Annotated in this window: 17 protein-coding genes and 5 tRNA genes; 4 read left to right on the top strand and 18 right to left on the bottom strand. The window is 21.9% G+C overall.

Annotation, left to right across the window (positions count from 1 at the left end; translation table 11 throughout):
* Nucleotides 1-57: 57 nt before the first annotated feature.
* A complete protein-coding gene (locus tag SMPYRVIR_RS00110; protein ID WP_246980390.1) occupies nt 58-1563 on the top strand; it encodes a MiaB/RimO family radical SAM methylthiotransferase in 1506 nt (501 codons plus the stop codon).
* Here the strand turns inward: SMPYRVIR_RS00110 and htpG are convergent.
* Together htpG and SMPYRVIR_RS00100 are read right to left on the bottom strand one after the other, a co-directional pair.
* Nucleotides 1551-3353: a molecular chaperone HtpG gene (htpG, locus tag SMPYRVIR_RS00105; protein ID WP_246980388.1), complete on the bottom strand. Its 1803-nt coding sequence runs from the start codon at nt 3351-3353 to the stop codon at nt 1551-1553. The genes SMPYRVIR_RS00110 and htpG overlap by 13 nt on opposite strands.
* 143 nt (nt 3354-3496) lie before the next feature.
* A tRNA-Ser gene (locus SMPYRVIR_RS00100) sits at nt 3497-3581 on the bottom strand.
* A gap of 474 nt (nt 3582-4055) precedes the next feature.
* Here SMPYRVIR_RS00100 and proS point away from each other — a divergent pair.
* Nucleotides 4056-5513 (top strand): proline--tRNA ligase, encoded by a 1458-nt coding sequence (proS, locus tag SMPYRVIR_RS00095; protein WP_246980386.1) that lies wholly within the window; start codon nt 4056-4058, stop codon nt 5511-5513.
* Here proS and SMPYRVIR_RS00090 read toward each other — a convergent pair.
* Both SMPYRVIR_RS00090 and tilS read right to left on the bottom strand, forming a co-directional pair.
* Entirely contained in the window at nt 5510-6643 is a 1134-nt protein-coding gene (locus SMPYRVIR_RS00090; RefSeq protein ID WP_246980384.1) for a cysteine desulfurase family protein, read from the bottom strand. The genes proS and SMPYRVIR_RS00090 overlap by 4 nt on opposite strands.
* Nucleotides 6618-7514 carry a tRNA lysidine(34) synthetase TilS gene (tilS, locus tag SMPYRVIR_RS00085; protein ID WP_246980490.1) on the bottom strand — a complete coding sequence of 299 codons (897 nt, stop codon included), beginning with the start codon at nt 7512-7514 and terminating at the stop codon, nt 6618-6620. Before tilS ends, SMPYRVIR_RS00090 begins: the two co-directional genes overlap by 26 nt.
* Before the next feature lie 158 nt (nt 7515-7672).
* Between tilS and SMPYRVIR_RS00080 the strand changes: the two genes are divergently transcribed.
* Nucleotides 7673-7745, top strand: a tRNA-Lys gene (locus SMPYRVIR_RS00080).
* A gap of 5 nt (nt 7746-7750) precedes the next feature.
* On the opposite strand, the gene SMPYRVIR_RS00075 is transcribed toward SMPYRVIR_RS00080, so the two are convergent.
* From SMPYRVIR_RS00075 to SMPYRVIR_RS00035, 9 genes are all read right to left on the bottom strand, one after another.
* Nucleotides 7751-7824: transfer RNA gene (locus tag SMPYRVIR_RS00075), tRNA-Asp, on the bottom strand.
* Between the two features lie 61 nt (nt 7825-7885).
* Nucleotides 7886-11311, bottom strand: coding sequence for a DNA polymerase III subunit alpha (gene dnaE, locus SMPYRVIR_RS00070; RefSeq protein ID WP_246980382.1), 3426 nt, complete (start codon nt 11309-11311; stop codon nt 7886-7888).
* Between the two features lie 521 nt (nt 11312-11832).
* Nucleotides 11833-11907, bottom strand: a tRNA-Val gene (locus SMPYRVIR_RS00065).
* Nucleotides 11908-13263 carry a tRNA uridine-5-carboxymethylaminomethyl(34) synthesis GTPase MnmE gene (gene mnmE / locus SMPYRVIR_RS00060; RefSeq protein ID WP_246980380.1) on the bottom strand — a complete coding sequence of 452 codons (1356 nt, stop codon included), beginning with the start codon at nt 13261-13263 and terminating at the stop codon, nt 11908-11910.
* Between the two features lie 438 nt (nt 13264-13701).
* The gene (locus SMPYRVIR_RS00055) at nt 13702-14280 is read right to left on the bottom strand and encodes a zinc-binding metallopeptidase family protein (protein ID WP_246980379.1); all 579 of its coding nucleotides are present in this window, start codon (nt 14278-14280) and stop codon (nt 13702-13704) included.
* Between the two features lie 275 nt (nt 14281-14555).
* Complete coding sequence (gene dnaB, locus SMPYRVIR_RS00050; RefSeq protein WP_246980378.1) at nt 14556-15929, bottom strand: replicative DNA helicase; 1374 nt, start codon at nt 15927-15929, stop codon at nt 14556-14558.
* A 123-nt stretch (nt 15930-16052) separates the two neighbouring features.
* Nucleotides 16053-16125, bottom strand: a tRNA-Met gene (locus tag SMPYRVIR_RS00045).
* An 83-nt stretch (nt 16126-16208) separates the two neighbouring features.
* Nucleotides 16209-16970 carry a 16S rRNA (adenine(1518)-N(6)/adenine(1519)-N(6))-dimethyltransferase RsmA gene (gene rsmA / locus SMPYRVIR_RS00040; protein ID WP_246980377.1) on the bottom strand — a complete coding sequence of 254 codons (762 nt, stop codon included), beginning with the start codon at nt 16968-16970 and terminating at the stop codon, nt 16209-16211.
* Between the two features lie 5 nt (nt 16971-16975).
* Nucleotides 16976-18037, bottom strand: coding sequence for a PCRF domain-containing protein (locus SMPYRVIR_RS00035; RefSeq protein WP_246980370.1), 1062 nt, complete (start codon nt 18035-18037; stop codon nt 16976-16978).
* Nucleotides 18038-18295: 258 nt separating this feature from the next.
* Between SMPYRVIR_RS00035 and rho the strand changes: the two genes are divergently transcribed.
* A complete protein-coding gene (rho, locus tag SMPYRVIR_RS00030) occupies nt 18296-19471 on the top strand; it encodes a transcription termination factor Rho (protein ID WP_317224498.1) in 1176 nt (391 codons plus the stop codon).
* Nucleotides 19472-19523: 52 nt separating this feature from the next.
* Here rho and SMPYRVIR_RS00025 read toward each other — a convergent pair whose 3' ends face one another.
* The 5 genes from SMPYRVIR_RS00025 to lipB form a co-directional block, all read right to left on the bottom strand.
* A complete protein-coding gene (locus SMPYRVIR_RS00025; protein WP_246980368.1) occupies nt 19524-20645 on the bottom strand; it encodes a 30S ribosomal protein S1 in 1122 nt (373 codons plus the stop codon).
* Between the two features lie 46 nt (nt 20646-20691).
* Nucleotides 20692-21801, bottom strand: coding sequence for a DNA polymerase III subunit beta (gene dnaN, locus SMPYRVIR_RS00020; protein WP_246980366.1), 1110 nt, complete (start codon nt 21799-21801; stop codon nt 20692-20694).
* 368 nt (nt 21802-22169) lie between these two features.
* Nucleotides 22170-22502 (bottom strand): ribosome silencing factor, encoded by a 333-nt coding sequence (gene rsfS / locus SMPYRVIR_RS00015; protein WP_246980365.1) that lies wholly within the window; start codon nt 22500-22502, stop codon nt 22170-22172.
* Nucleotides 22503-22634: 132 nt separating this feature from the next.
* Nucleotides 22635-25226, bottom strand: coding sequence for a valine--tRNA ligase (locus SMPYRVIR_RS00010; RefSeq protein WP_246980364.1), 2592 nt, complete (start codon nt 25224-25226; stop codon nt 22635-22637).
* A gap of 34 nt (nt 25227-25260) precedes the next feature.
* On the bottom strand, nt 25261-25953 hold the full coding sequence (gene lipB, locus SMPYRVIR_RS00005; protein WP_246980363.1) for a lipoyl(octanoyl) transferase LipB: 693 nt from the start codon (nt 25951-25953) through the stop codon (nt 25261-25263).

Below are 25953 nucleotides of genomic sequence, written 5' to 3'. Positions count from 1 at the left end.
ATATTAATCTTAATATTAATATATTAAGATTACCTTTTTTCACTTACTTACTTAGAAATGGAAAAATTAAGATTCTCTTTCATTACTTACGGATGTAAACTAAATTATTCTGAATACTCTACAATAAAGAGAAATTTATTAAATTTAGGCTATCAATACGTATCTTGGGATACGTTTGCAAATATTTATATAATAAATACGTGTACTATTACTGAAAATGCAGAAAAAGATTTCTTTCTTTTAATTAGAAAGATTAAAAAAACAAATAAAAATGCATACATAATCCTATTGGGATGTTTTCCGCAGAAATTATATAAGACAGAGACAGAAAATATTTATAAGACAGAAAATAATACAGAAAATACAGAAAACATTTTAAAAAATGTTAATTTGATACTTGGAACTAAAGATAAATTTTATTTACCTTATTATTTAAAGTTAAAAAATAAAACTGCTCTTGCTCTTAATGCTAAGGCTAAGACTAACTCTACTAACTCTACTTCTTATTCTAACTCTAACTCTACTTATTATAACTCTACTTCTTATTCTAACTCTAACTCTACTTATTATAATTATAACTCTACTTATTATAATTATAATTATAACTCTACTTATTATAATTATAATTATAACTCTACTTATTATTATAATTCTTCAGTTTCATTGAATGAAACACGTACGAGATCTTTTCTAAAAATCCAAGATGGATGTGATTATAAATGTAGTTATTGTCCTATTCCAAATCTTCGAGGGAAATCTAGATCAGAAAATATTTATAATATTATAAAGACTATAAAAAAACTAGCTTTACTAAATATTAAAGAAATTGTTCTAACTGGTATAAATATTGGAAATTTTGTAAATTTTGGATTTAATAAAAAAAAATACGATTTGTTTTATTTGTTAAATAAAATTGAACAAAAAATAAATTACAAAATTCGTATAAGAATTTCTTCTATTGAACCTAATTTATTAAATAATCGAATAATAAATTTCATTTCAAAAAGTAAGATCTTTGTTCCTCATTTTCATTTACCACTACAATCAGGTAGTAATTATATCTTAAATAAGATGAAAAGAAGGTATAATGTAAAAATATATATTAAAAAGGTTAACAAAATATTAAATATTATACCTGAGGCTTGTGTAGGGACTGATATAATCGTAGGCTTTCCGGGCGAAAAAGAATCTAACTTTTTAGAAACTTATAATTTATTAAAAAGTTTAGAATTAGCTTATATTCAAGTTTTTCCATATTCAGAAAGAGAAAATACAGACGCATATTTTATGAAAGAAACTATCCCAAAAATTCTGCGTTACAAACGCAGTAAAATTATTAGATTACTTTCGAAACAAAAAAATAAAAATTATTGTTTAAAAAATCTTTTTAATCATTATAGAGTATTGTTTGAAAAAACAAATAAAAATGGGTATATTTTTGGTTTTACAGATACCTACATTAGGTCAAAAATTAAATGGAAACCTAATCTTATCAATAAATTTAAAGAAGTAAAACTTATTAAAATCGATAATTATAATAATATGGAATGTCAAATCTTATAGCAAGTACATATATTTTCTAATATTTTCTTTATTAAACGATTTTTGTTCTTTCTTTTTAAAAGATTATGACAAAGTAATATAAATTCTAGTGAGTCTCTTATTATTTTGTTTTTAATTTCCTTTTTTTTTTCTATCAATATTCTTTTTATAATTTTATTATTGGTATTTACAACTAAATTATAATTAGAATAGTTTTTTTCTTTTCTCATTAAATTCATTTCATTTATACGGCGTATAAATTCTGGTATATTTATTATAAAAGGTAGATAATTTTCATTTAGGTTTTCGAATTTAATTTTAAATTTTTTTTTGTCGATGGTTTTCCCTATTTCCTTTTTCAAGGTATTTTTTTCTTGCTGAGTAAGATTAGTACATTTTTTTTCCATAAAAAGATTATCTATATTTTGTGAATCCACTCGGACAAAAGAAAGATTATTAATATCCGTTTCTAGTTTTTGTATCAAATGAACTGTTAATTGACTATCTAGTAATAATACTTTATAACCTTTTTGTAAAACATTTTCTATATAAATATTTTGCTCATCTAAATTAGTAGCATAAAAGCAAATTATTTTATTTTCTTTTGATTTTTGCTTTTTCTTTATCTTTTCTAAGAATTCAGAAAATAAAAAATATTTTCCATTGATATCACTATATAATGCAAAAGCTTTAGATTTTTCATAAAATATTGGTTCACTTATCATACCATATTCTATAATTAGTTTTATATTTTTCCATTTTTTTTCAAAAGACTTTCTATCTTTTAAGAACATTTTCGTGAGTCGGTCTGCAATTTTCCGAGTAATATAATTAGAAATTTTTTTTAAAGTTATATTTGATTTTATATGTGATCTTGAAACATTAAGTGGAATGTCTGGAGAATCTATTACACCTTTTAAAAAAGTTAAAAAATCTGGAACTATACCTTCCAAATGTTCAGTAACAAAAACTTGATTTTGATATAAATGAATCTTATCTTTTTTAAGATCCATTGGATTAGTTAGTTGAGAAAAATACAAAATGCCTGTCAACTTAAAAGGATGTTCAATATTCAAATGTATCCACAATAATGGATCCTCTAAAATTTCTGGAAATAATTCTTTATAAAAAGATCTATATTCTTTCTCCTTAATTTCAAGAGATTTTTTTTTCCATAGAGGTTGTGTATTATTTATTATTTTATTATTAAATTTTATAGGAATTGGGATAAACCTACAATATTTTTTTAACAATTCAAGTATCTTATAATCTTCTAAAAATTCTTGGAATTTTTCATTTAGGTGTAATAAAATTACAGTACCTATTTTTTCTTTTTTTGCATCTCGTAATATAAAATTAGGTGTTCCATCACAAAGCCAATGGACTGGGTTAATTCCTTTTTGGTATGATTTGGTAAGTATTTCTACTTTATCTGAAACAAGAAAAGAAGAATAAAAACCTAAACCAAAATTACCTATAATTGCATCCTCAGTCTTATATTTTTTAAGAAATTCTTCGGCACTTGAGAAAGCTATTTGGTTAATATATTTCTTTACTTCTTCTCTTGTCATTCCTATCCCATTATCTTCTATTCTTAATATTTTATTATCTTTATCTACTTTTACTTCTATTTCTAGTTTATTAACTTGAATCTTTAATTTTCCTAAATTAGCTAAAGTTTTTATTTTAACACATGCATCAACTGCATTACTTATTAGTTCTCTTAAAAAGATTTCATTATATGAATATAAAAATTTTTTAATTATAGGGAATATATTTTCTGCTGTAACTTTTATTTTTCCTTTTTCCATATTTCTTTTTTGTTATGCTATTAAGCTTATAATACAATCTATATAATTAATCTATATAATTAATCTATATAATTAATCTATATAATTAATCTATATAATTAAACATCTATATAATTAAACAAAAACTAAAATACCCAAATAAACGGAGAGAGAGGGATTTGAACCCTCGGAGTATTAATACTCAACGATTTTCAAGACCGCCGCATTAAGCCACTCTGCCATCTCTCCCTTACTTCCTATTCCTATTATATACTTTATTATATACTTTACTTCTTAATTAGTTAGTTAGTTAGTTAGTTGGTTAGTTTTAGTTGTTAACTCAACTCAATTAGTTAATTAGTTTACTTTGAGTTGGTTAACTAAATTCAATTCAATTAGTTTCGTTTACTTTGAGTTGAGTAACTAAATTCAATTAGTTTCGTTTGAGTTGAGTAACTAAATTCAATTAGTTTCGTTTCCTTTGAGTTGAGTAACTAAATTCAATAACTAAGTTTAGTTAACTAAATTCAATTAGTTAACTAACTCATTTGTTAATTAATTAATCTAATCTATCTATATCTAGATCTAAGATATCAGATCTAAGCTATCAGATCTAAGATATCTATCTATCTATATCTAGATCTCCTCTATCATCTCTCTCTAGATCTCTATCATATCTAGATCTAGATCTAAATATAAATATAAATCTAATATATCTATATAATGGGCTTAAGGTCTAAAAATTGGTATAAAGATATAATTTTAACAGCTAATATAGCAGAAGATTCAGGTATAAGAGGCTGTATTATCTTTAAACCTTATGGTTTAGAGATATGGGAAAACATTAAAAAAAAATTAGATTATATTTTAAAAAAAACTGGACATAATAATTTTTATTTTCCATTATTAATTTTGAAGTCTGATATAAAAAAAGAATATAATCATATTAAAGGTTTTGCAAAAGAATGTGCAATTGTAACACATAGTCGTTTAAAATTTAAAAACAATCAATTGATTCTTGAAAAAGAATCAAAACTAAAAAATGAACTAATTATTAGACCTACTTCTGAGACAATAATCTGGGATTCTTTTAAAAGATGGATAATATCTTATAGAGATTTACCTATATTATTAAACCAATGGTCTAATACAATTCGTTGGGAAATACGACCTAGATTCTTTTTAAGAAACTCAGAGTTTTTTTTACAAGAAGGACATACAGCTCATTCAACTAAAAAAGAAGCTATAAGGCATTGTAAACAAATTTTGAATTTGTATAAATATTTTATTGAAGATATTTTATCAATTCCAGTAATAAAAGGTAGAAAAACAAATCTTGAAAAATTTGCTGGAGCAAAAACTACATACTGTTTAGAAGCTATTATGCCTGATGGTAAAGCCTTGCAAATCGCAACTTCTCATTTTTTAGGGAAAAATTTTTCAAGATCTTTTAACGTTAAATATATTAATAAAAAAGGAATATATAAACATGTTTGGGGGACATCATGGGGTATTTCTACTAGATTAATTGGAGCTGTCATTTTAACTCATTCAGATAAATATGGATTGATTATTCCACCTAAAATTGCTCCAATTCAAGTAGTTATTATACCTATCTATCAAAAAACTGATTCTTTTAAAATTTTAGAAATAATAGTTTCTAAATTAATGATTTTCTTAAAAAAAAAACAAATACCATTTAAATATGATAACCGCAAAAATTACAGACCCGGATGGAAATTTAATGAATACGATATTCAAGGAATCCCTATTAGGTTAACTATTGGAAAGAAAGAAATAGAAAAGGGCAATATTGAAGTTTTCAGAAGAGACACTAGAAAAAGAAAAAAATATAAGATAAGAAATATCAAAAATAAAATAATTATTTTATTAAAAAAAATACAAAAAAACCTTTTAAAAAAAGCTGTAAAAATACAAAAAGATTTTATTATAAAGGTTGATAATTATAAAGATTTTAAACAAATAATTAAGACTAAAGGTGGTATAGTATATTCACATTGGGATGGTTCTACCACCATTGAAAAAAAAATAAAAAAAGAAACGTCAGCCTCTATAATATGTATTCCAAGTAAATCTTATATTAAGAAGAAACAAAATGGAAGATGCATATATAGTAAAAATTCTTCTAAACAAAGAGTATTTTTTGCTAAATCTTATTAAAAAAAACTTAATAAGAGTTTTAAAAATTTTTTAATTTCTTTTTTTTTATTAAAAATTCCAAAAGAAATTCTTAAAAATGTAAGATCTTGTATATATATCTTTGTCTTTTTATACAAAGCTTTAAAAACATGTGAATATTCACTTGAAATACAGGCACTAGATTGAGATATTATAACTCCTTTTAAATCTAAATTAAGACTTATAAGATATTTTTTAGGAAAAGCTATACTAAGTATAGTATAGATACTTTGGTTTATATTTTTAGATAAACCATTAAAAATTAAGTTAGGAATATTATTCTGTAATTTTTTTATGCAATATTTTTTTATATTTTTAATATAATTTTTCTCATAATTTAAATTATTATAAGCTAATTTAAGTGCTTCTGTCATTCCAATTATTCCATATATGTTTTCAGTACCAGCTCTTCTATTTTTTTCTTGAAGTCCTCCAGTAATAAAAGATTTAATAGAAATATTTTGTTTTATATAAGCAAAACCAATTCCGTAAGGCCCATAAAATTTATGAGCACTTGCACTTGCAAAATGTATATTTAATTTATTAAGATTTAAATTTAAATGACCTATCGCTTGAATAGTATCGGAATGTAAATATGTATTAAACTCCCGACAAATTTCACTTACTTTTTTAATATTTAAAATATTTCCTATTTCATTATTAACATACATTAAACTGACTAATGTAATTTTAGTATTTTCTTTTAGTAATTTTCTTAAATGATTAAGATCTATTTCTCCCTTACTATTAAAAGTTACAAATTTAACAATAATGTCATATTGTAAATATAAATCATAAACTGTTTCTAAGACAGATTTATGTTCTAATAATGAAGTTATTATACATTGAACTCTCAAGTTTTTAACACAATTTCTTAAAATCAAGTTATTAGCTTCAGTCCCACTAGAAGTAAATATTATTTCTTCTGCTGAAATCTTTAAAATTTTTGCAATTTTAATTCTAGAATATTCAATATTATATTTATTATATACACCTAAACTATGATTAGAAGAAGGATTACCAAATCTTTTTAGAGTCTTTAAAAGACTAATATAAACTTCCTTTCGCAAAGGAGTCGTTGAGGCATTATCTAGAAATATTTTTCTTTTCATATTTTTTATTTCGATATAAAATTAATTGTTTATTTTTTTTTTTTATAGAAAAATAGGATTTTTTTGAATTTATTTTCTTCCCAGATTTAGAAATTATTATTTTCATCAAATTTCTAATATTATTAAAATAATAATCTTTTAAGATTTTATATAAATAAATTTTCATGGGATGAAGATTAAATAAGTTTTTTAAGCTTAAAGTTTTTTCTTTTATATTTTTTTTTAAAAAAATATATTTTTTAATAATATTTAGATGATTATTAATCATTAAACATTCATCTTTTAAAATATGAAAAGATTTTTTTATTCCCAAATAAGCTTCATTACTTAATAGTTTATTAAGTATTTTTCTTATTTTATTTCTTAGAAATTTTTCATTTATATTACTACTGTCTTCTATCCAACTTATTTTCTTGGTTTTTGCATAAGATAAAATCTCTGTTTTAGTAAAATCTAATAAAGGTCTTATTAAATATTTTTTCTTAAAACCTATTCCTTTTATCCCTTTTATCCCTGTACCTCTGATCAGATTAATAAATATTGTCTCTATTGAATCATTAAGATGATGACCTAAAGCAATATAATTAAAATAATTTGTTTTTAACATTCTTTTAAACCATAAATACCTTAATTTTCTAGCCAAAATTTGCTTAGATGACTTTTTTCTTATATTAAAACTTTTAGTATGTAAAAGTATTTTTTTTTTTTTACAAATTTTTTTTATTAAATTTTCTTCTTCTTCGGACTCTGCTCCTCTAAGTTTAAAATTACAATGTAGTACTTCTATTTTAAGATCTTTTATTCTAAGATCTTTTATTCTAAAAAAAAGATCTAATAAAACTAAACTATCGACTCCACCACTTACTGCTATATATATTTTTTTTTTTTTAAATCAATTTTGTCCTTAAGTTTTTTAAGGAAAATTTTAAAATTTAGCATTGCTATGTCTTAATATGAAGATTAGCCCTAATTTAGTATTTATAATATTAAATCTATATTCATAGATTTTTTATATTATCTTTTAATAAAGGCTTGATAGCTTAGTTGGTAGAGCATTACACTTTTAATGTAAGGGTCCTGGGTTCGAATCCCAGTCAAGTCATTTAACGGTCTGAACGGGTTTCGAACCCGTCACCTCATGCTTGACAAGCACATATTCTAACCTACTGAACTACCAGACCTAATATTTAGGTATTTTTATTATAATAATAATAATAATATTATTATATAGTCTTTAGAATATCAATTAATATTTTGTATTGATATTATTTTATAGAAATATTTTTGTAAATAATTCTTTTTAATGATTAAATCTATAATCAAAACCTTGTTTAATTTAATCTTCTTTTTATAAAAAGAATACTTTTTTCCAATTAACAAAAAGTTTACAAAATCTGATTGATCCTCAATTGTAAATAATAAATATTTTCTATTATTTATAGATTTCTTTATTTCTATATGAGAAACCATTCCACAAATAGTAAATTTAGTTTCACTTGGTTTTAGCTTTTTTATATTTATATTTATATTTAATTGTTTTAGCTTTTTTATATTTAAATCGGTAATTTTTTTTATCTTTTTTTTATATTTCTCTATGGGATGAGAAAATAGATAAAAACCTAAAACCTCTTTTTCATTATTTAGTTTTTCTAAATGATTCCATTTTCTACATTTTTTAAACTTAGGTTCTAATATATCTATATCACATATATTATTAAATAATGTACTTTTTCTATGTTTCTTTAACTTTTGGTATTTTATACCAAATTTTATTATTTTTTCAATCATATTACTATGATTTTTTTTATCTTTTACAAAATACTGTGCTCTATGAATTTCTTTGAAGACATCCAAGGCACCAGAAAGAACTAAATTTTCTAAGACTTTTTTGTTAACTAATCTTAAATTAACAGATTTTACAAGATTGAAAATTGAAGTAAATTTTTTTCTTTTTTTTCTATATTTTAAAATATTTTTTATAGAAGTCTTTCCTATTCCTTTAATCGCACCTAATCCATATCTTATGGATTTTTTTTTACTTACTCCAAATTTATAATTGCTTAAATTTATATTCGGTATTAAAATTTTGAATCCCATCCTTTTACACTCTTTTATTAATAAAGAAATTTCTTTTATATTTTGCATGTTATGACTTAAAACAGATGACATATATTCAACCGGGAAATGACTCTTCAAATAACCTGTTTGAAATGATAAAAAAGTATAACTTGCTGAATGAGATTTATTAAATGCATAAGATGCAAAATTTTCCCAAGCATCCCAAATATTATATAATATCTGTTTAAAATGACCTTTTTTAATTCCTCCTTCTATAAATCTAGCTTTCATTGAATCTAATAGATCTTTATTTTTTTTAGAAATTGCTTGTCTTAAGATATCAGCTTCAGCTTTATTAAAATTGGAAACTTTTTGTGTTATAAGCATTACTTGTTCTTGATAAATAATTATACCTTTAGTTTCCTTTAAATATTCTTCTAATTCTGCTAATTCATATATAACTGGTTGTATTCCGTTTTTTCTATCTATATAATTATATAAGTTTTTCAAGGGACCAGGACGATACAAAGCAGTCATTATTATTAAATCCTCAAAATTCCTTGGCTTTAATTTCTTTAAATTTTTTTGGATTCCTGATGATTCATATTGAAACACTGCTGTTGTTTTTCCACTTTTAAATAAGGATAAAGTTTTTTCATCTGTAAGAGGAATATTATTTATATCGTATATATTATATTTCTTTTTATTAATTATCTTTAAAGCATCTTTTATTATACTTAAAGTTTTTAACCCTAAGAAATCTATTTTTAATAGTCCTATTTTTTCTATTATTTTATTATCATACTGAGTTACTAAACAATTAGAATATTTAGAACAAATAATTGGTAAATATTCCCGAATATCATATTGAGTAATTAAAATACCACAAGCATGTATTCCAAATGTTCTTATATTTCCTTCTATTTTCATAGCTAGATCGAATATTTTTTTTAAACATTTATTTTTTTTAATTTCTTTTTTTATTAATAAAAGATTATTATACTCTCTATTATTTAATAGACTTATTAAGTCTTTATTTTTTGTTCGAAATAAAAATTCCAAACTAAAATTCGGCATTAATTTTGACAGGGTATTTATTTCTTGAAAAGGATAATTTAATACTCTTGCAGCATCTCTAAAAGCTGATTTTGCTCCTAAAGTTCCATAAGTTATTATTTGAGACACTTTAATTCCACTATATTTATTAATTAACCATTTAATTATTTGCTCTCTTCCTTTATCATCAAAATCTATATCAATATCAGGTAAAATTAAGCGACTTTTATTTAAAAATCTTTCAAAAAGTAAATTGTATTTAACTGGATGTACTCTAGTTATATCTAAGCAATAAGCCACTAAAGACCCAACTACAGAACCTCTTCCTGGACCAACCAATATTCCTATTTTTCTAGCTTTTTTTATAATATCTCTTACAATTAAAAAATATCCAGGATAATTTATTCTTTCTATAATTCTCAATTCAAAATCTAAACGAGTTTTTATTTTAGTAGTTACAACTTTTAATTTAGCTACTTTTAATTTAGCTACTTTTAATTTAGCTTTAACCTTTTTTAGAGTGAGTTCTTTTAAATATTTATTTTCAAAATATTCTATATTTTCTTTTAATGTATTATTATAATGATATTTAAGATTATGAAAATAATATTTTGGAAAATTTCTACTTTCTGCAATTTTAAAGCCTTCAATCTTTGTAAAAAGTTCATTCAAGTTTTTGAAACCTTCTGGAAAATTAGAAAATAAATCATACATTAATGATTTGGATTTTACATAATGTTCTTGACTCGTTAATCCAATTCTCATTCCCGGTTTTTCTCCATATTTAAGACATAGTAAAATATCTTGAACTTCAGCTTCTTTTTTATTTAGATAAAAATTATTATTTTGTATAATATAAGGTATATTATATATATTAGAAAACTTTAATAAAATTTTATTAATTTCATTTTCGACTTCTAAGCCATGTCTAAAAATTTCTATATAAAAATCCTTACCAAATTCTTTGAACCACCATTTAATTTTATTCTCGGCTGCTTCAAGATACTTATTTTTAATAAAAAAAGAAATTTCAGACCTGCTATCACTACTTAAAGCTATTAAGTTAGCTTTATATTGTTTAATTAAATTAATATTTATTGTAGGTCGACCTACAGAATAGCCTTCTATATAACTTAAAGAACATAACTTAACTAGATTGTAATAACCTTTTAAATTTTTAGCTATTAAAACTTGATGATGATATTTATCCTTCTCTTTATTATGATCTTCTTTCTCTTGATCTTTATTATATATATAAAATTCACATCCAATTATAGGTTTAATGTTTAAATTAAAGATTTTATTATAATTTTCTATAGTGTTTATAAATTGTACTACCCCCATCATATTTCCATAATCAGTTAAACCAATAGCTTGCATCTTATATTTCACTATTTTTCTTACTAAAGAATCTATATCTATACTAGAATTTAATATCGAATACGATGAATGATTATGTATATGATAATAATATTTTTTAATATTAATATTATTACTTGTATATTTTTTAGCTAATATAAAATTTTTAGTTGATGTTGGTTGTTGTTCTGACAATTGTATTTTTTTTATATATCTTGTCTGATTAAGAATTAATTTAAAAAAACATTTAGCAGTTATTAGTACTCCAGTTATTAGTGATGATTTAAATAGTAAATTATAAATTTCAGATAATTTAGGCCATCTAATCTTATTATTGTAAATACTAAAAAGCCTTATGGAAAGACTTTGTAGATCAATAATATATTTATTCTTTAATATAGTATCTCTTAATAGATTATCATTAAGAAATAATTCCTTATTTCTGAATTGGTTCAGGAATTGTAATAATAAATAAATATTATAACCAATAATTACTTTACTTATTTTTATGTGATCAAGAAATTTAATAAGATACTTCTTTAGAGACTTCCCTCTGAATTTAGATTTAAATTCTAAGATCTTAAAATCTAGACTATAGATTATCCAGGATAATCTGTTAATTATATTATATTTATAAAATTCTATATTGAATATTAAAAACATAAACAAACATTATTTGGGTGAACATGATACATTTGGGTGATGATACATTTATTTGGGTGATACTGGAGTCGAACCAGTGACCCTTTGCTTGTAAGGCAAATGCTCTGAACCAACTGAGCTAATCACCCTTATTTTCCTATACAAAACCTATCAAAAATATTAACTAATATTTCTTCATTAGTTATAGTCCCAATTATTTTCTCTAAACTATAATTAGCTTCTTTTAATAGAAGAGATAAAATTTCAGGTTCAATCCCTATTTGAATATGGTCTTTAATTTTATTTAATTTAAATAAAGCTTTTTTTAATTCTTCGTAATGTCTAACATTTGTAATTATTGTTTTATTATTATTTTTTAGAAATCTTTCACTAAGAGTTTTAAGTTTATTTAATAAATAATTTATTCCAATTCCATACTTTGCTGATATTAGTATTGGACTAGATTGTATCTTTATTTTTTTTTTTAACAAATCACATTTGTTAATAATAAATATTATTTCTTTTTTAAAGAAATATTTATAATATTTTTGTAAATGTAGATATTTAGTATTTATATTATTAGTTATATACATTATAATATCGGATTTTTTTATGTTTTCAATTGTTTTTTTTATTCCTTTTAATTCTAATTTATTTAGAGTATTTTTTTTAATGCCAGCATTATCAATTAATCTATATTTGATACCATCTATATAGAGATTTTCTTCAATATAGTTTATGGTAGTACCAGATTTATTAGATACTATTGATCTATCAGATTTTAATAAAAAATTAAATAATGTAGATTTGCCAACATTAGGTTTACCAATTATTGCTATAGCAATCCCTTTTTTAAAAAAAAGCCCTAATTTAAATGAATTAATTAAATCTTTAATCTTGGTTATTAGATTTAATAATAATTTCTTAAAAGCTAGTAGATGTTTTTTATTAATATCTTCCTCTGAAAAATCTATACAAAATTCAAGAATAGTATTTAGAGTTAATATTTTTTTTCTTATCTTTTTTATAATTATAGAGACCTTTCCTCTGAAATTATTTAAGGCTAAGTTATGGTCTAATTCATTCTCTGAATGAAATAATTCTAATAATGATTCTACCTGATAAAGGTCTAATTTTCCGTTTTTAAATGCCCTAAACGTAAATTCACCCCGAGTAGCTAATCTAGCTCCATTATTTATTATTAAATCTAAGATTTTATTTTGAATATATATAGATCCATGACAAGATATTTCTATTATATCTTCTCCAGTATATGAATTTGGGGATTTGAATATATTTATTAATACTTTATCAATTAAAGTATTTTTTGAATATATATAACCCAAATATATTCTTCTGCTTTTTATATTTTTTATTTTTGGTTTAAATATGAAATCAATTATCTTAAAACTTAATTGTCCTGAAATTCTTATAACAGCTAGAGCACCTACTCCAAGTGGAGTTGCTATAGCTGTTATAGTATCGTTATTATCTATATTAAACATTAACCTTTAACCTTTAACCTTTTCACCTTACCTTCCTTTTCCTTAACCTTCACCTTCCCTTTCCCTTCACCTTCACCTTCACCTTCACCTTCACCTTCACCTTCACCTTACTTACTTACTTACTTACTTACTTACTTACTTACTTCCTTCACCTTCCCTTTCCCTTAACCTTCCTTAACCTTAACCTTAACCTTAACCTTAACCTTAACCTTAACCTTAACCTTAACCTTAACCTTAACCTTAACCTTAACCTTAACCTTAACCTTAACCTTAACCTTAACCTTAACCTTTTTTTTTAGAATAAGTCTACTTATTAGAATTAAAAGTAATTATAATTATAATTATAATAATTAATTAGAATTATAACTAGAATTGGAATTTTAACTCTAATAAGAATAATAAGAATAATAATAATAAGAAGAATAGAAACATATTATATTATATTAATATAATTATTAAATTAATTATTTTTTCTATTTCTGACTTTAAAATCATTTCTATTGGGGTTTTTAAATATTTGATATTTATATTTATAATATAATGTATCTTTTTTATTGTTTTCAAGATTTGAATCTTTATATGATTTGTTTTACAACAATCTATTAATTCACAACCTAGAGGTTTTTTGAGAAACAAATCGATAATTTTTAATTTGTTATTTCTTAAAAAACTTAAGTAATTCATGAAGTATAATTTAGTATTTTTATCTTTTATAAGCATAAAATTTATTTTTCTTTTGTTTTTTAAACTTAGAAGCTCCCAAAGAATAAATAAACCAATTTTATTGGTAATTTCATTACTTAATAAATATTTATTAAATATTGAAAAATCTTCTTGTAATACTACTTTAGCTCCTAAATTAATACCTAAAGAATATACTTCTTTTAAATCTTTAGTTCCAATATCTATTTTCATTTGTTTTTTTTTAGTAGGAATTAATACCCCTGGAATTAGATTCCCTTTATTATTATATATAAATATTTTTTTATATAATAAATACTTTCGATTTCTATCCACTCCTTTCTTAATAAAGATAAACCCAGATTGAGAGATATATTTAATATTCAAACAATTGTTTCTTATATAAGTTATATATATAGGTGTTAATTTAAGATTTTTTACTAAGATATTCCCATTATTTTTTATACTAAAATAATCGCTAGATTGTTTGATATAATCTATAAAGATATTATTTAAGAAGGAATCATAATTTAAAATTTTAAAAAATAAATATTCTGAGTTTGTTGTAAATTTAATTTATACATTGTTGTAAATTTAATTTATACATTATCTTATACATTATCTATCTCGACAAATTTAATTTTATCCTGAGAAAATTTCATTCTTATATTATCGATTTTTCCATTTCTATTTTTTGCTATTATTATTTCAGCTTCTCCTTGACATTCTTCTCTATTTCCAGTATCCCAATTAGTAAATCCATAATATTCTGGTCGATAAATAAAAGCTACAATATCTGCATCTTGCTCTAATGCTCCTGATTCTCGTAAATCTGAAAGAATTGGTCTTTTTCTACCTCCTCTAATTTCAACTGCTCTAGATAATTGAGATAAAGCTATGATAGGAATATTAAACTCTTTAGAAATAGCTTTCAAATTTCTAGAAATATAGGATACTTCTTGTTCTCTTTGAAGATTTTTATTTTCTAGTTTACCATAATTCATTAATTGTAAATAATCTATAATGACTAATTTTATTTTATTTCTTAAAATTTCTCTTCTACATTTTGAACGTAATTCAAATATAGATAAATGATGAGTATCATCTATAAATAATGGAGATTCTCCTAATACTTTTATTTTACTTTTTACAAGATCCCATTCTAATTTAGATAAATCAGACATTTTTAATCTATCTGATGGAATACCTGTTTCTGAAGAAATTAATCTAGTTACTAGTTGAACAGAAGACATTTCTAATGATAAAATTAAAGTTGGTATTTTAAAATTAATAACTATATTTCGAGCCATTGATAAAGCAAAAGATGTCTTTCCCATACCAGGTCGAGCTGCAATAATTGTTAATTCTGATTTTTGCCAACCGCAAGTAACTTGATCAAGACATTTAAAACCAGAAGGAATTCCACTTAATTTACCTTTATTATCTTTCATATTTTTTATTGTATTATTTAATAAATCGGTTATAGATTTTGTGTTGTCTTTGATATTAGTTTTATTATTAATTTCGAATAATCTTCTTTCAGCATAATCTAATAATTTAAACACATCACTTTTTTCTTCATAAGATAATTTAATAATCTCAGAAGAAGTTTCTATTAATTTTCTTAAAAGAAATTTATCTTTTAGAATTTTACTATGAAACTCTATATGAGCTGGAGATGCTATTCTTTGTGTTAATTGTGTTAAATAAAACTCCCCTCCAACTATTTCTAATTTCCTATTTTTTTTTAATTCATTATAAACTGTATATATATCTATAGGCTCATATGAATTATATAATTTAATTATTACTTTAATAATTTCTTTATGTTTTTTTTTATAAAAAATATCTGGAGAGATGATATCAATTATCTCGTCTAAACAGTTTTGATCTCTTAAAATACCCCCGATTACTGCTTCTTCTAAATTTAATGCTTGTGGTGGTTGTGGAATAATTTCTTTCTTCTTTTTTAAAAAATTACTCATATTTGTTAAAACATAAGTCTATTTACAATAAGAAGAAGAAGAAGAAGAATATAATTATAATTATAATTAATTCTAATAATTATACTTCTATTAGTTCCTTATTTTTGATTATTCTCTTAAATGTTGCGGGGATAGGATTTGAACCTATTCGCTCCGGGTTATGAGCCCGACGAGCTACCATTTGCTCTACCCCGCTTGAATATTAAGATATCTTAAGATATCTTAGATCTTAAGATATCTTAGATCTTAAGATATCTTAGATCTTAGATAAGATCAAGATCATTTTCTAATTACTTTTCTACTAATATAAGTAAAATCTTTTACTGACAATTGTTCTACTCTTTTTTGAAAAATGGGATTATTCCTAAAGTTTTTTTGAAATAAGATATATTTCAAAGAATTTTTTAATTTTTTTCTTCTTTGGTTAAAGGCTGTTTTTACGACTTTGTGAAGAATAGAATAATTTATATTTTTTTTATTTTCTCTTTTTATTATTTTAATAACAGCAGATTTTATTTTTGGTTTAGGACTAAAAACTGAGTTATTTACTGTAAATAGATATTTCGTTTTAAAATAGCTTTTTATTAAAATTGTTAATCCACTTAGATTTTTTTTATTTACTATTCTCTCCCCTATTTTTTTAGGAAACATTCCTATGCATTCTGATATAAAATCTTTATATTTAAGTATATAAAATAATATTTGAGAAGATATACTATATGGAAAATTTCCTATTATTATAAAATTGGTCAAATTAAAATCCAATGGATTAAATTTTAGAAAATCTACATTTAGTATTCTTTTTTTTAAATTTGGAAATTTCTTCCTTAATAAATTAACATATAGACTATCTATTTCGATTATTAATAAATTTGAGTCTAATAAATATTGTGTCAATATTCCTTTTCCTGGTCCTACCTCAATCACATTGATGGATTTTTTAGTCTTTTTGTAATAGAGAGCATTTACTATTTTTTTTGCTATATTATTATCTCTCAAAAAAATCTGTCCTAAGTTTTTAGCAGTTTTAGCAGATTTCATACTTTTTAATCTTTTTTTTTTAAGTATTTAAACGAATTTATTAAATTTTCTATTTTTCCATTCATAAATTCTTCTAAATTATAAAAAGATTTTTTAAGTCTGTGATCTGTTACCCTACCTTTATGAAAATTATAAGTCCTAATTTTTACCGATCTATCTCCAGTAGAAATTAAAAGTTTTCTTTTAGTATAAATTTTTTTTATTTGTTTACTTATTTTTAAGTTGAAGATTCTATCTTTTAACACTTTCATAGCTTTTTCTAAATTTTTATGTTGTGAACGTTCTTCTTGACATTCGGCAATTATACCAGTTGGTAAATGAGTTAATCTAATTGCGGTTTCAGTTTTATTGACATTTTGTCCACCAGCACCTTTTGATCTAAAAGACTCTCTTTTTATTTCTTCTGGATTAAGATAAATATTAATTTTTTTATTTATTTCTGGTAAAACTGCAACAGTAATAGCAGAAGTATGTAGTCTACCTTGGGCTTCAGTTTCCGGTATTCTTTGAACACGGTGTACTCCAGATTCGTATTTTAAAATATTATATACATTTTTACCATATATTTTAATTATAACTTCTTTATAACCTTTATAACTATTAGTGGTATAATTTAAGAGTTTAAATTTCCATGAAACTTCTTTAAAATACATAGTATACATCCTCAAAATTTCTTCAACAAATATACATGCCTCATTTCCACCTGTTCCAGCTCTTAACTCTATAATTGCACTATTCTTATTTATTTCTTTTTCTTTTAAAGACTTCTTTATTTTTTTTAAAGACTTCTTTATTTTTTCAATTAAAAGACTAATTTCTAAATTAATTGATTTTAATAATTGTTCATCTTGAGATTCGCTAGCTAATTCTATTAAATCTAATATATCATTTTTCTGAGTTTTATATTGTTTATATATATCCATTATATTATTATATAATTTATATCTTTTTAAAATAAAGAGATATTTATTCTTTTTTTTATAATTATTGTTCAATAAAAAAGATTCATTATTTTTTTTAATTTCGATTTTTATTTTTTTTACTTTTTTTAAAGTTTTGATATTCATATTATGATATGATATTATATTATGAGATTAGATTAGGAGATTAGGAGATTAGATTAGGAGATTATTAGATTATTATTATTATATGAGAATTCTAATTCTTTCTAATTCTATTATAATAATTCTAATAATTCTATTCTATTATAATAATTAGAATTATAATTATAATAATTATAAGAATAATAATTATAATTCTAAGAATAATTATATATTATATTTATATAATCTTAACAAATTTTATATAAAATAAATAGATTGAACTTGTTAAAATACCCAAATAAAAAAAAAAGAAAATATAGAATCAAAAGAAATTTGATAGTTTGTGAAGGAGTATTAGAAATAGTAAATAAAAACTTTGGTTTTTTGAGATCTTCTAAGTTTAATTATTTATCTTCTAATGAGGATGTATACATAACTTATACACAAATTAAGTCTTTTTATTTAAAAAATGGCGATACAATAAAAGGATTAATCAGATTTCCAAAAAAATGGGAAAGATATTTTTCTTTAAAAAGAATTTTCCGAATAAATGGAAGGAAGCCTTTATTATTAATTAATAGAGTATCTTTTAAATTTTTAACCCCTTTATATCCTAATGAAAAATTTAAAATTTCTGGGAGATTAAGTACTTATTCAACTAGAATAATTGATCTTTTTGTCCCAATTGGAAAAGGACAAAGAGGAATGATTGTTGCTCCACCTAAAACAGGTAAGACTACTTTATTAAAAGAGATAGCTAATACTATCTCATTTAATCATCCGGAAGTATATTTAATAATTCTTTTAATAGATGAAAGACCAGAAGAAGTAACTGATATTAAAAGAAATGTTAATTGTGAAGTTATTTCTTCCACTTTCGATGAACCTTACCAAAAACATGTTAAAATTGCTAATTTAGTTTTAAATAAATCTAAAAGATTAGTTGAATGTGGACATGATGTGGTTTTATTATTAGATTCCATTACTAGATTAGCTAGGGCATATAATACCCTAACACCATCTTCTGGAAAGGTCTTATCAGGAGGAGTAGAAGCTAAAGCTCTACATAAACCCAAAAAATTTTTTGGAGCTGCTAGAAATATTGAAGGTGGTGGATCATTATCAATCTTAGCTACTGCAATAATAAAAACTGGTTCCAAAATGGATGAAATAATTTTTGAAGAATTTAAGGGAACAGGTAATCTAGAACTACAATTAGATCGAAAAATTGCTAATAAAAGAATATTTCCAGCGATTAATTTATTAAAATCTAGTACTCGGAAAGATAATTTGTTAATTGATTTAAAGACTTTAGAAGCAGTTTGGATTATAAAAAGAAACCTTTTTTTAACTGCTCGGTCTCCTTCAGATGCTATTAAGAATATTAGAGAAAATCTTCGACAGACAGCTAATAATGATGATTTTATAAAATTGATGTATAAAAAAATAAAAAATTAATCTGCTATACTATTAATTATCTGCTATACTATTAATTTCTAGACGTCTTTTTTTAAATAATCTTAAAACTAAAATAAATTTTTTTATGTTTTAATTTTGAACCTAATATTAATATATTTATTACATTCCCAATTTTAAACATTTTTTTCGGGTATATTTTATAATGGAATTTAAATTCCTCTTTTTTGTGTAATAAACCTTCAAAACATGGGTATATTTCTACTAAAATACCAAAATTTATTAAAAAGTTAATTTTTCCTTTTATTATTTTTCCAGAAACAAAAATCTTTTTTATCACACTTTTCCAATTATCAATTATCATTTGTTTAATACCTAATTGTACTCTTTTTCTATGTCTATCTACTGATAAGATTAAAAAATTTCTTCTTTCTCCCAAATTTATTTTTTCTACTGGATGTTTAATACGCTTCCAACTTATATCTGATATATGACATAATCCATCTAAACTACATCCTAAATCAACGAAACCTCCATAATTGGTTATATTTTTTACTACTCCTTCAACTATTATTCCTTTATTTAAATTACTAATAATTAAAGCTTTTCTTTTTATATTTTGTTTTTCTATAATTATCTTATGAGAAACTACAATATTTTTAGTGGTTTTATTAATTTTTACTATTTTCCCTATCAATATTTTCCCTACATAATAATCAAAATTGGTAACTTTTTTATATTCTATTTGGGAGCCAGGTAAAAAACAGTCTATATTATATAATGATACAATCAGTCCTCCTTTTGTTCTAGATAATACTAAAAAAGATACTAGTTCATTTTTTCTATATGCAGTCTTTATGCGATTCCATGATTTAATTTTATTGGCTTTTATATAGGATAAAAAACATTTACCTTTATAATCTAATTTTTCTACAATTACATCTATTAATTCGTTAATTCTAGGATTAATTTTTAGTATTTGTAATTCCTTTTTTGATAATATACAATCATATTTAAACCCGATATCAATTAGTATTATCTTAGCTTTTATTTTTAATATTCTTCCTTTTTTAAGATCATATTTTTCTAATTTAGGGATAGTATAACTATATAATTTTATAATTTTTATTTTTTCTTTTGATTTAATTTGATTTTTTAAATCTTCATTTTTCTTCTTTATTACAAAAAGACTACTTTCACCTCTTTCAAAATTCATTTAATGAATTATATTTTTGTTATATTAGCAACTATAAATATATCTTTTAACTTAAAGGAACAATTAAGCGAAAACTCTTTTCTGTTTCCAAAGAAGATATTGGCCTTATTAATGCTGGACTATATCTTTCTTGAAGTTTTATTTCAATTTCTTCGCATTTTAAATTATATAATCCTTCTATTAAATCATTATATTTGAAACTAATTTCTAAATTTTCTCCAAAATATTTACAAACTAATTCTTCATACCCCTTATTACTTGAATCTTTATTTTCTGCATATATTATAGATTTGTTTTTAGATAAACTAAAATTTATTTTATTATCTATTTTGTTAGAAAATAAATTAATTCTTTTAATTGAAGTTTTAAATTCTTTCATAGCAATTCTTAATTTGTTCTTTTTATTATATAGTGGCAGTATTTTCTTATAATTTGGAAATTTTCCTTTAATTAAAGATGTAATAATTATATTATTAGTAAATATAAAATATGTATTATATTTATTATATTGAATTTTAATTATATTGGTTTTATTGTTAAAGTTTTTTTTTAAGACTAATAAAGTTTTTTTAGGAATTATAAACTTCATTTCTGCTTTAGTATTAATACTATTAATAGAATATTTTGCTAATATATTATTATTTGTTGCAACAAAAATACCTTTTTTTTTCTTTATTTCAAAACAAACACCATTAATTACTGGTCTAAGATCATCATTACCTACAGCAAATAAAGTGTTATCAATAATATTTATTATTGTTTTTTTGTTAAGAACACAAACTTGTGTTCTTTTTATTTTCTTATATTTTGGAAAAAGTTCGTGATTTAAAAGAGATATATCGTAATTTCCTTTAAATGAAATAATTCTTATTTGATTAAAATTTCTTTTTTTTATTTTTAATGGCTGTTCAGGTATATGTTTTAATATATCCATTAATAATTTAGCCGGAACTGCTGCTTTCCCTTTTTGTTTACTAAATACTTTTAACGTAGTTTTAATAGAAATTTCTGAATCTGAGGCTTTAATTTTTAACATATTATTTTTAACATTTAAAATAAAACAAGTAAATATAGAGATATGATGATTTTGATTAATAACACTATAAATTGACTTTAAACTTTTAAATAAATAATGACAATTTATTGAAAAATTCATTTTTTTAAAAATTCCATCTTATTACTAGGATTAATTTTTTTACTAATATTTTTTCTAAATCTTATAAATCATAAATCAGAAAATATTATTTTAGAAAATCTTATTTGATATTTGATTTTCTAAAATATCTTTATTATTATACAATATTTATATATATTCTTTTTTAGAATCTTAGATAATTTATATTTTCATAATATTATAGTTTTTGACTAAAAAACATAAAATCTCCTATTTTAATATGATTGGTCGTTTTTATATACCTTATTATTTTTATTTTTAAGTAATAAGGTTTTTATTTTATATATTTTATTCTAAGTAATATATTTTATTAATATAATTATAAATAGTACACCTCATAAAACATTTTTTTATTCATAAGATAAAATATGAAGCCCTTGATAGATTTTTTCAATTTGATAATAATTTCTTATTTCTTTTAAAAAAATATGTACTATTATATTTATATAATCCATTAATATCCATTTACTTTTTCTTATCCCTTCTGTATGACTGGGAGATGTATTTTCTTTTATTTTTTCATAAAGTGAAAAAACATGTTTATTCGATCTACCATTACAAATTATAAAATAATCATATATTCTGTTTTTTTTTTTATAAAAATTTAATAAAGTAATTTCTTCTCCAGAATTTTTTTCCATTATTTCCAATATAGATTTTAATAAAAAGTTTTTATTATGCATTCTTAGTCTTAGTTTTTATTATGCATTCTTAGTCTTAGTCTTAGTATTAGTATTATCACTTTCTTAGTATTATCACTATCACTTTCTTAGTATTAGTATTATCACTTAATTATTTTATAACTTAATACTTAATTACTTAATACTTGTCAGGTTAAATTTTAATAAATTAATCTTATTAAGACAATACCTTTTTTTTTGTTTTTCTAAATTTATGATTTTTTGGGGGGCTTTTTTCAAAAAGCTTGAATTTTTTAACTTTAAAATAATCTTATCTAAGTAATTTTTATAATATGATAATTCATGTTTTATTTTTTTTCTATCAAATATTTCTTTAGGTCTTTTAATTAAATATATTTCATCATCTAATATAAAAGTATAATATTTATTAGAATTCTTATTTTTTTTTAAACATTTAATACTTTTTAGATTACCTAATAAAATTAAAATATTGTTTTTAATTTTATTGTATTTTTTCTTACAAACAACTAAAAGTTTTAGTTTTTTTGATACTTTATATATCTCTCTAAATTTTCTTATTTGTAAAATAATTTTATTAATTCTTTTAAATTCATTAAGTATATTTATATTTAACTTTTTTTCAGTAGGCCATTTTTGAATTAATAAAGGTTTTTTATTATGGAAAATATTATTTTTAAGTTTTAATATACTCCAAATATATTCAGTCATAAAGGGAATAAAAGGATGGAAAATAATTAGTATATTTCTAAATAATTTAGATATTTTTTTTAAAAAAGAATATGTTAATTTATATGAATTAACTCTTTTGGTACTTTCTAAAAAAAGTGAACAAAAATCTTTCTTAAAAAAAGTAGAAATTATAATTAATACTTTGCTAAGTTTATATTTTTTAAATAATTTATTTATTAGTTTTACTAATAAATAGAATTTATTTTTTATCCATGAAAAAAGATAATTATTAATTTCTATATTATTTTTTTGGGGAGTTATATTAAATGTAAGTATTAACTTAAAAGCATTCCAAATTTTATTTTTAATCTTGTTTCCTATTAAGAAAGTCTCAGGATTAAATACCATATCTTTCCCAATAGGTGCCATAATCAAAATTCCACATCTAACCGAATCTGCTCCATATTTATTAAAAATTTTATTTATATTAGGAGAATTACCTAAAGATTTAGACATTTTTAATCTATTACTATCTTTGACTATTCCATTAAAATAAATATTCTTAAAAGGTTTTTTTTTAATAAAAAAAAAACCAGCAATGATCATTCTTATAACCCAAAAAAATAAAATATCATCACCAGTAACTAATTCTGTAATAGGATAATAATATTGTAATTCATAATTATTATTATTATTATAATTATTATTATTATTATAATTATTATTCATTATTCCATTAAAAATTACTATTGGCCAAATCCAAGCAGAAAACCAAGTGTCTAATACCTCAACTTTTTTATCGGTTTTACAACATTCAGGAATTCTATGTCCCCACCATAATTGTCTAGAAATATTCCAATCTTTAAGATTGATAAACCAATCTTTTATTTTCTTTTTAATTTTTTTAGGATATAATTTGATTATATCTTTTTGATGAATATTATGTAAAGCTTTTTTAACTAATAAATTCATTTTTAAAAACCATTGAGAAGATAATAATTGTTCTACTTCAGTATTAGATCTTTCTGAATAACCAATTTGTGAATTATATTCTTTAATTTTAAGTAAATAATTCTTTTTTTTTAAGAACTCTATAATTTTTATTCGAGCCTTTTTTACACTTTTACCAGCAAAATCTAATCCAGACTTATTAAGTTTTCCATTTTTATCAATCAAATTAATAATTTCTAAGTTATGCCTTTCAGCAATTAATTTATCATTGTAATCATGAGCTGGAGTGATTTTTACACATCCAGAACCAAATTTTTTATCTACATAATTATCTGCTATAATAGGAATTTCTTTAGAAGAAATTGGTACTATTACTTTTTTATTTATATATTTTAGATATCTTTTATCAGTTGGATTAACACATAAAGCAGTATCAGCGAAAATAGTTTCAGGTCTTCTTGTAGCTACTATAATATAATTATTATCATTTTGGATATGATATTTTATATAATACAATTTTACTCGACACATTTTATACTGAATTTCTTCATTTGAAAGAGCTGTTTGAGTTTTAGTATCCCAATTAACTATTCCATACTTTTTATATAAGTATCCATCCTTATATAAGGTTATAAAAATTTTATTTACTGATTTAGAGAAATTATCATCTAGAGAAAATTTTAATCTTTGCCAATCACAAGAACAGCCAATTTTTTTTAATTGTTTAATAATAGTTTTACTATATTTTATTTTCCATTTAGTTGCTATTTTTAAAAATCTTTTAAGACCTATTTTTTCTTTAGATATTCCTTTTTTTTTTAATTCAGTTATTAGTTTATGTTCTGTAGCTATTGAAGCATGATCTAGTCCTGGGACCCAACAGGTATTAAAGCCTTCTAATCGTGCTTTTCTTGTTAATACGTCTTGTATTGTATTGTTTAATATATGTCCCATATGAAGTACACCAGTAATATTAGGTGGTGGCATTATAACTACATAAGATAAACGATTATCAGGAAGAGAATTAAAGTATTTATTTTTTTCCCAGTAATTGTATATGATTTTATCATTTTTAATAAAATTATATTCTTTTTCTATTTTTATTGAATTTTTTATTGAATTCATCAACTTATAAACTTCATATATTTTTATATGAAAATTAATAAATTAAATTAAAAAAAGAAGAAAGTATATTATTTAATAAAGATTTAATTTTTATATAAAAAGAAAAATTATTTTCTGTATAAAGTGATGTTATTCCATATTTATTAATACCACATGGTCTAATATAATTATAATAATTTAAATTATTATTAATATTTAAAGAAAATCCATGCCTAGTAATATAATTTCTTATTTTAAGACCAATAGAACATATTTTTTTAAAATGACAGTAATCAAAGATTCCAGCTTGATTGATGATTCTAAAGCTAAGGATTTTATATTTTAATAAAATATAAATAATAATATTTTCAATAAAACGTAATAAAAGATTAATATCATAATTAAATAAAAAAAGATCTAAAATCAAATAACAGACCAGTTGTCCAGATCCATGATAAGTAACATCTCCACCTCTATCTACTTTTAATATTGGTATTGTTTTATATGTGTTAGAAAACATTAATAAATTAGTAAATTTACTATTTCTACCAATAGTATAAACATGATTATGTTCAGCACAAATAATAAAATTATATTTTTTATTAAAATCTTTCATTTTTATATCCAATATTTCTTTTTGGAGCCTATCTAAGAATTTATAATCTTGGAAAATAGAATCTTGGAAAAACCCAAGAGGCTTATTCAAGTCGTTCATCGTTCGTCGTCCAAAAGAAGAAAAGAAAATCAT

The organism is Candidatus Karelsulcia muelleri (assembly GCF_022985615.1).
In the GTDB taxonomy this organism is placed as follows: Bacteria; Bacteroidota; Bacteroidia; order Flavobacteriales; family Blattabacteriaceae; genus Karelsulcia; species Karelsulcia muelleri_G.
This window is presented reverse-complemented; position numbering and strand designations above follow the sequence as displayed.

Bases quoted from the DNA above. Each gene is read 5' to 3' on its own strand.
- SMPYRVIR_RS00110 (WP_246980390.1), top strand. From the start codon at position 58: ATGGAAAAATTAAGATTCTCTTTCATTACTTACGGATGTAAACTAAAT.
- htpG (WP_246980388.1), bottom strand. From the start codon at position 3,353: ATGGAAAAAGGAAAAATAAAAGTTACAGCAGAAAATATATTCCCTATA.
- proS (WP_246980386.1), top strand. From the start codon at position 4,056: ATGGGCTTAAGGTCTAAAAATTGGTATAAAGATATAATTTTAACAGCT.
- SMPYRVIR_RS00090 (WP_246980384.1), bottom strand. From the start codon at position 6,643: ATGAAAAGAAAAATATTTCTAGATAATGCCTCAACGACTCCTTTGCGA.
- mnmE (WP_246980380.1), bottom strand. From the start codon at position 13,263: ATGTTTAATATAGATAATAACGATACTATAACAGCTATAGCAACTCCA.
- dnaB (WP_246980378.1), bottom strand. From the start codon at position 15,929: ATGAGTAATTTTTTAAAAAAGAAGAAAGAAATTATTCCACAACCACCA.
- rsmA (WP_246980377.1), bottom strand. From the start codon at position 16,970: ATGAAATCTGCTAAAACTGCTAAAAACTTAGGACAGATTTTTTTGAGA.
- SMPYRVIR_RS00035 (WP_246980370.1), bottom strand. From the start codon at position 18,037: ATGAATATCAAAACTTTAAAAAAAGTAAAAAAAATAAAAATCGAAATT.
- SMPYRVIR_RS00025 (WP_246980368.1), bottom strand. From the start codon at position 20,645: ATGAATTTTGAAAGAGGTGAAAGTAGTCTTTTTGTAATAAAGAAGAAA.
- dnaN (WP_246980366.1), bottom strand. From the start codon at position 21,801: ATGAATTTTTCAATAAATTGTCATTATTTATTTAAAAGTTTAAAGTCA.
- rsfS (WP_246980365.1), bottom strand. From the start codon at position 22,502: ATGCATAATAAAAACTTTTTATTAAAATCTATATTGGAAATAATGGAA.
- SMPYRVIR_RS00010 (WP_246980364.1), bottom strand. From the start codon at position 25,226: ATGAATTCAATAAAAAATTCAATAAAAATAGAAAAAGAATATAATTTT.
- lipB (WP_246980363.1), bottom strand. From the start codon at position 25,953: ATGATTTTCTTTTCTTCTTTTGGACGACGAACGATGAACGACTTGAAT.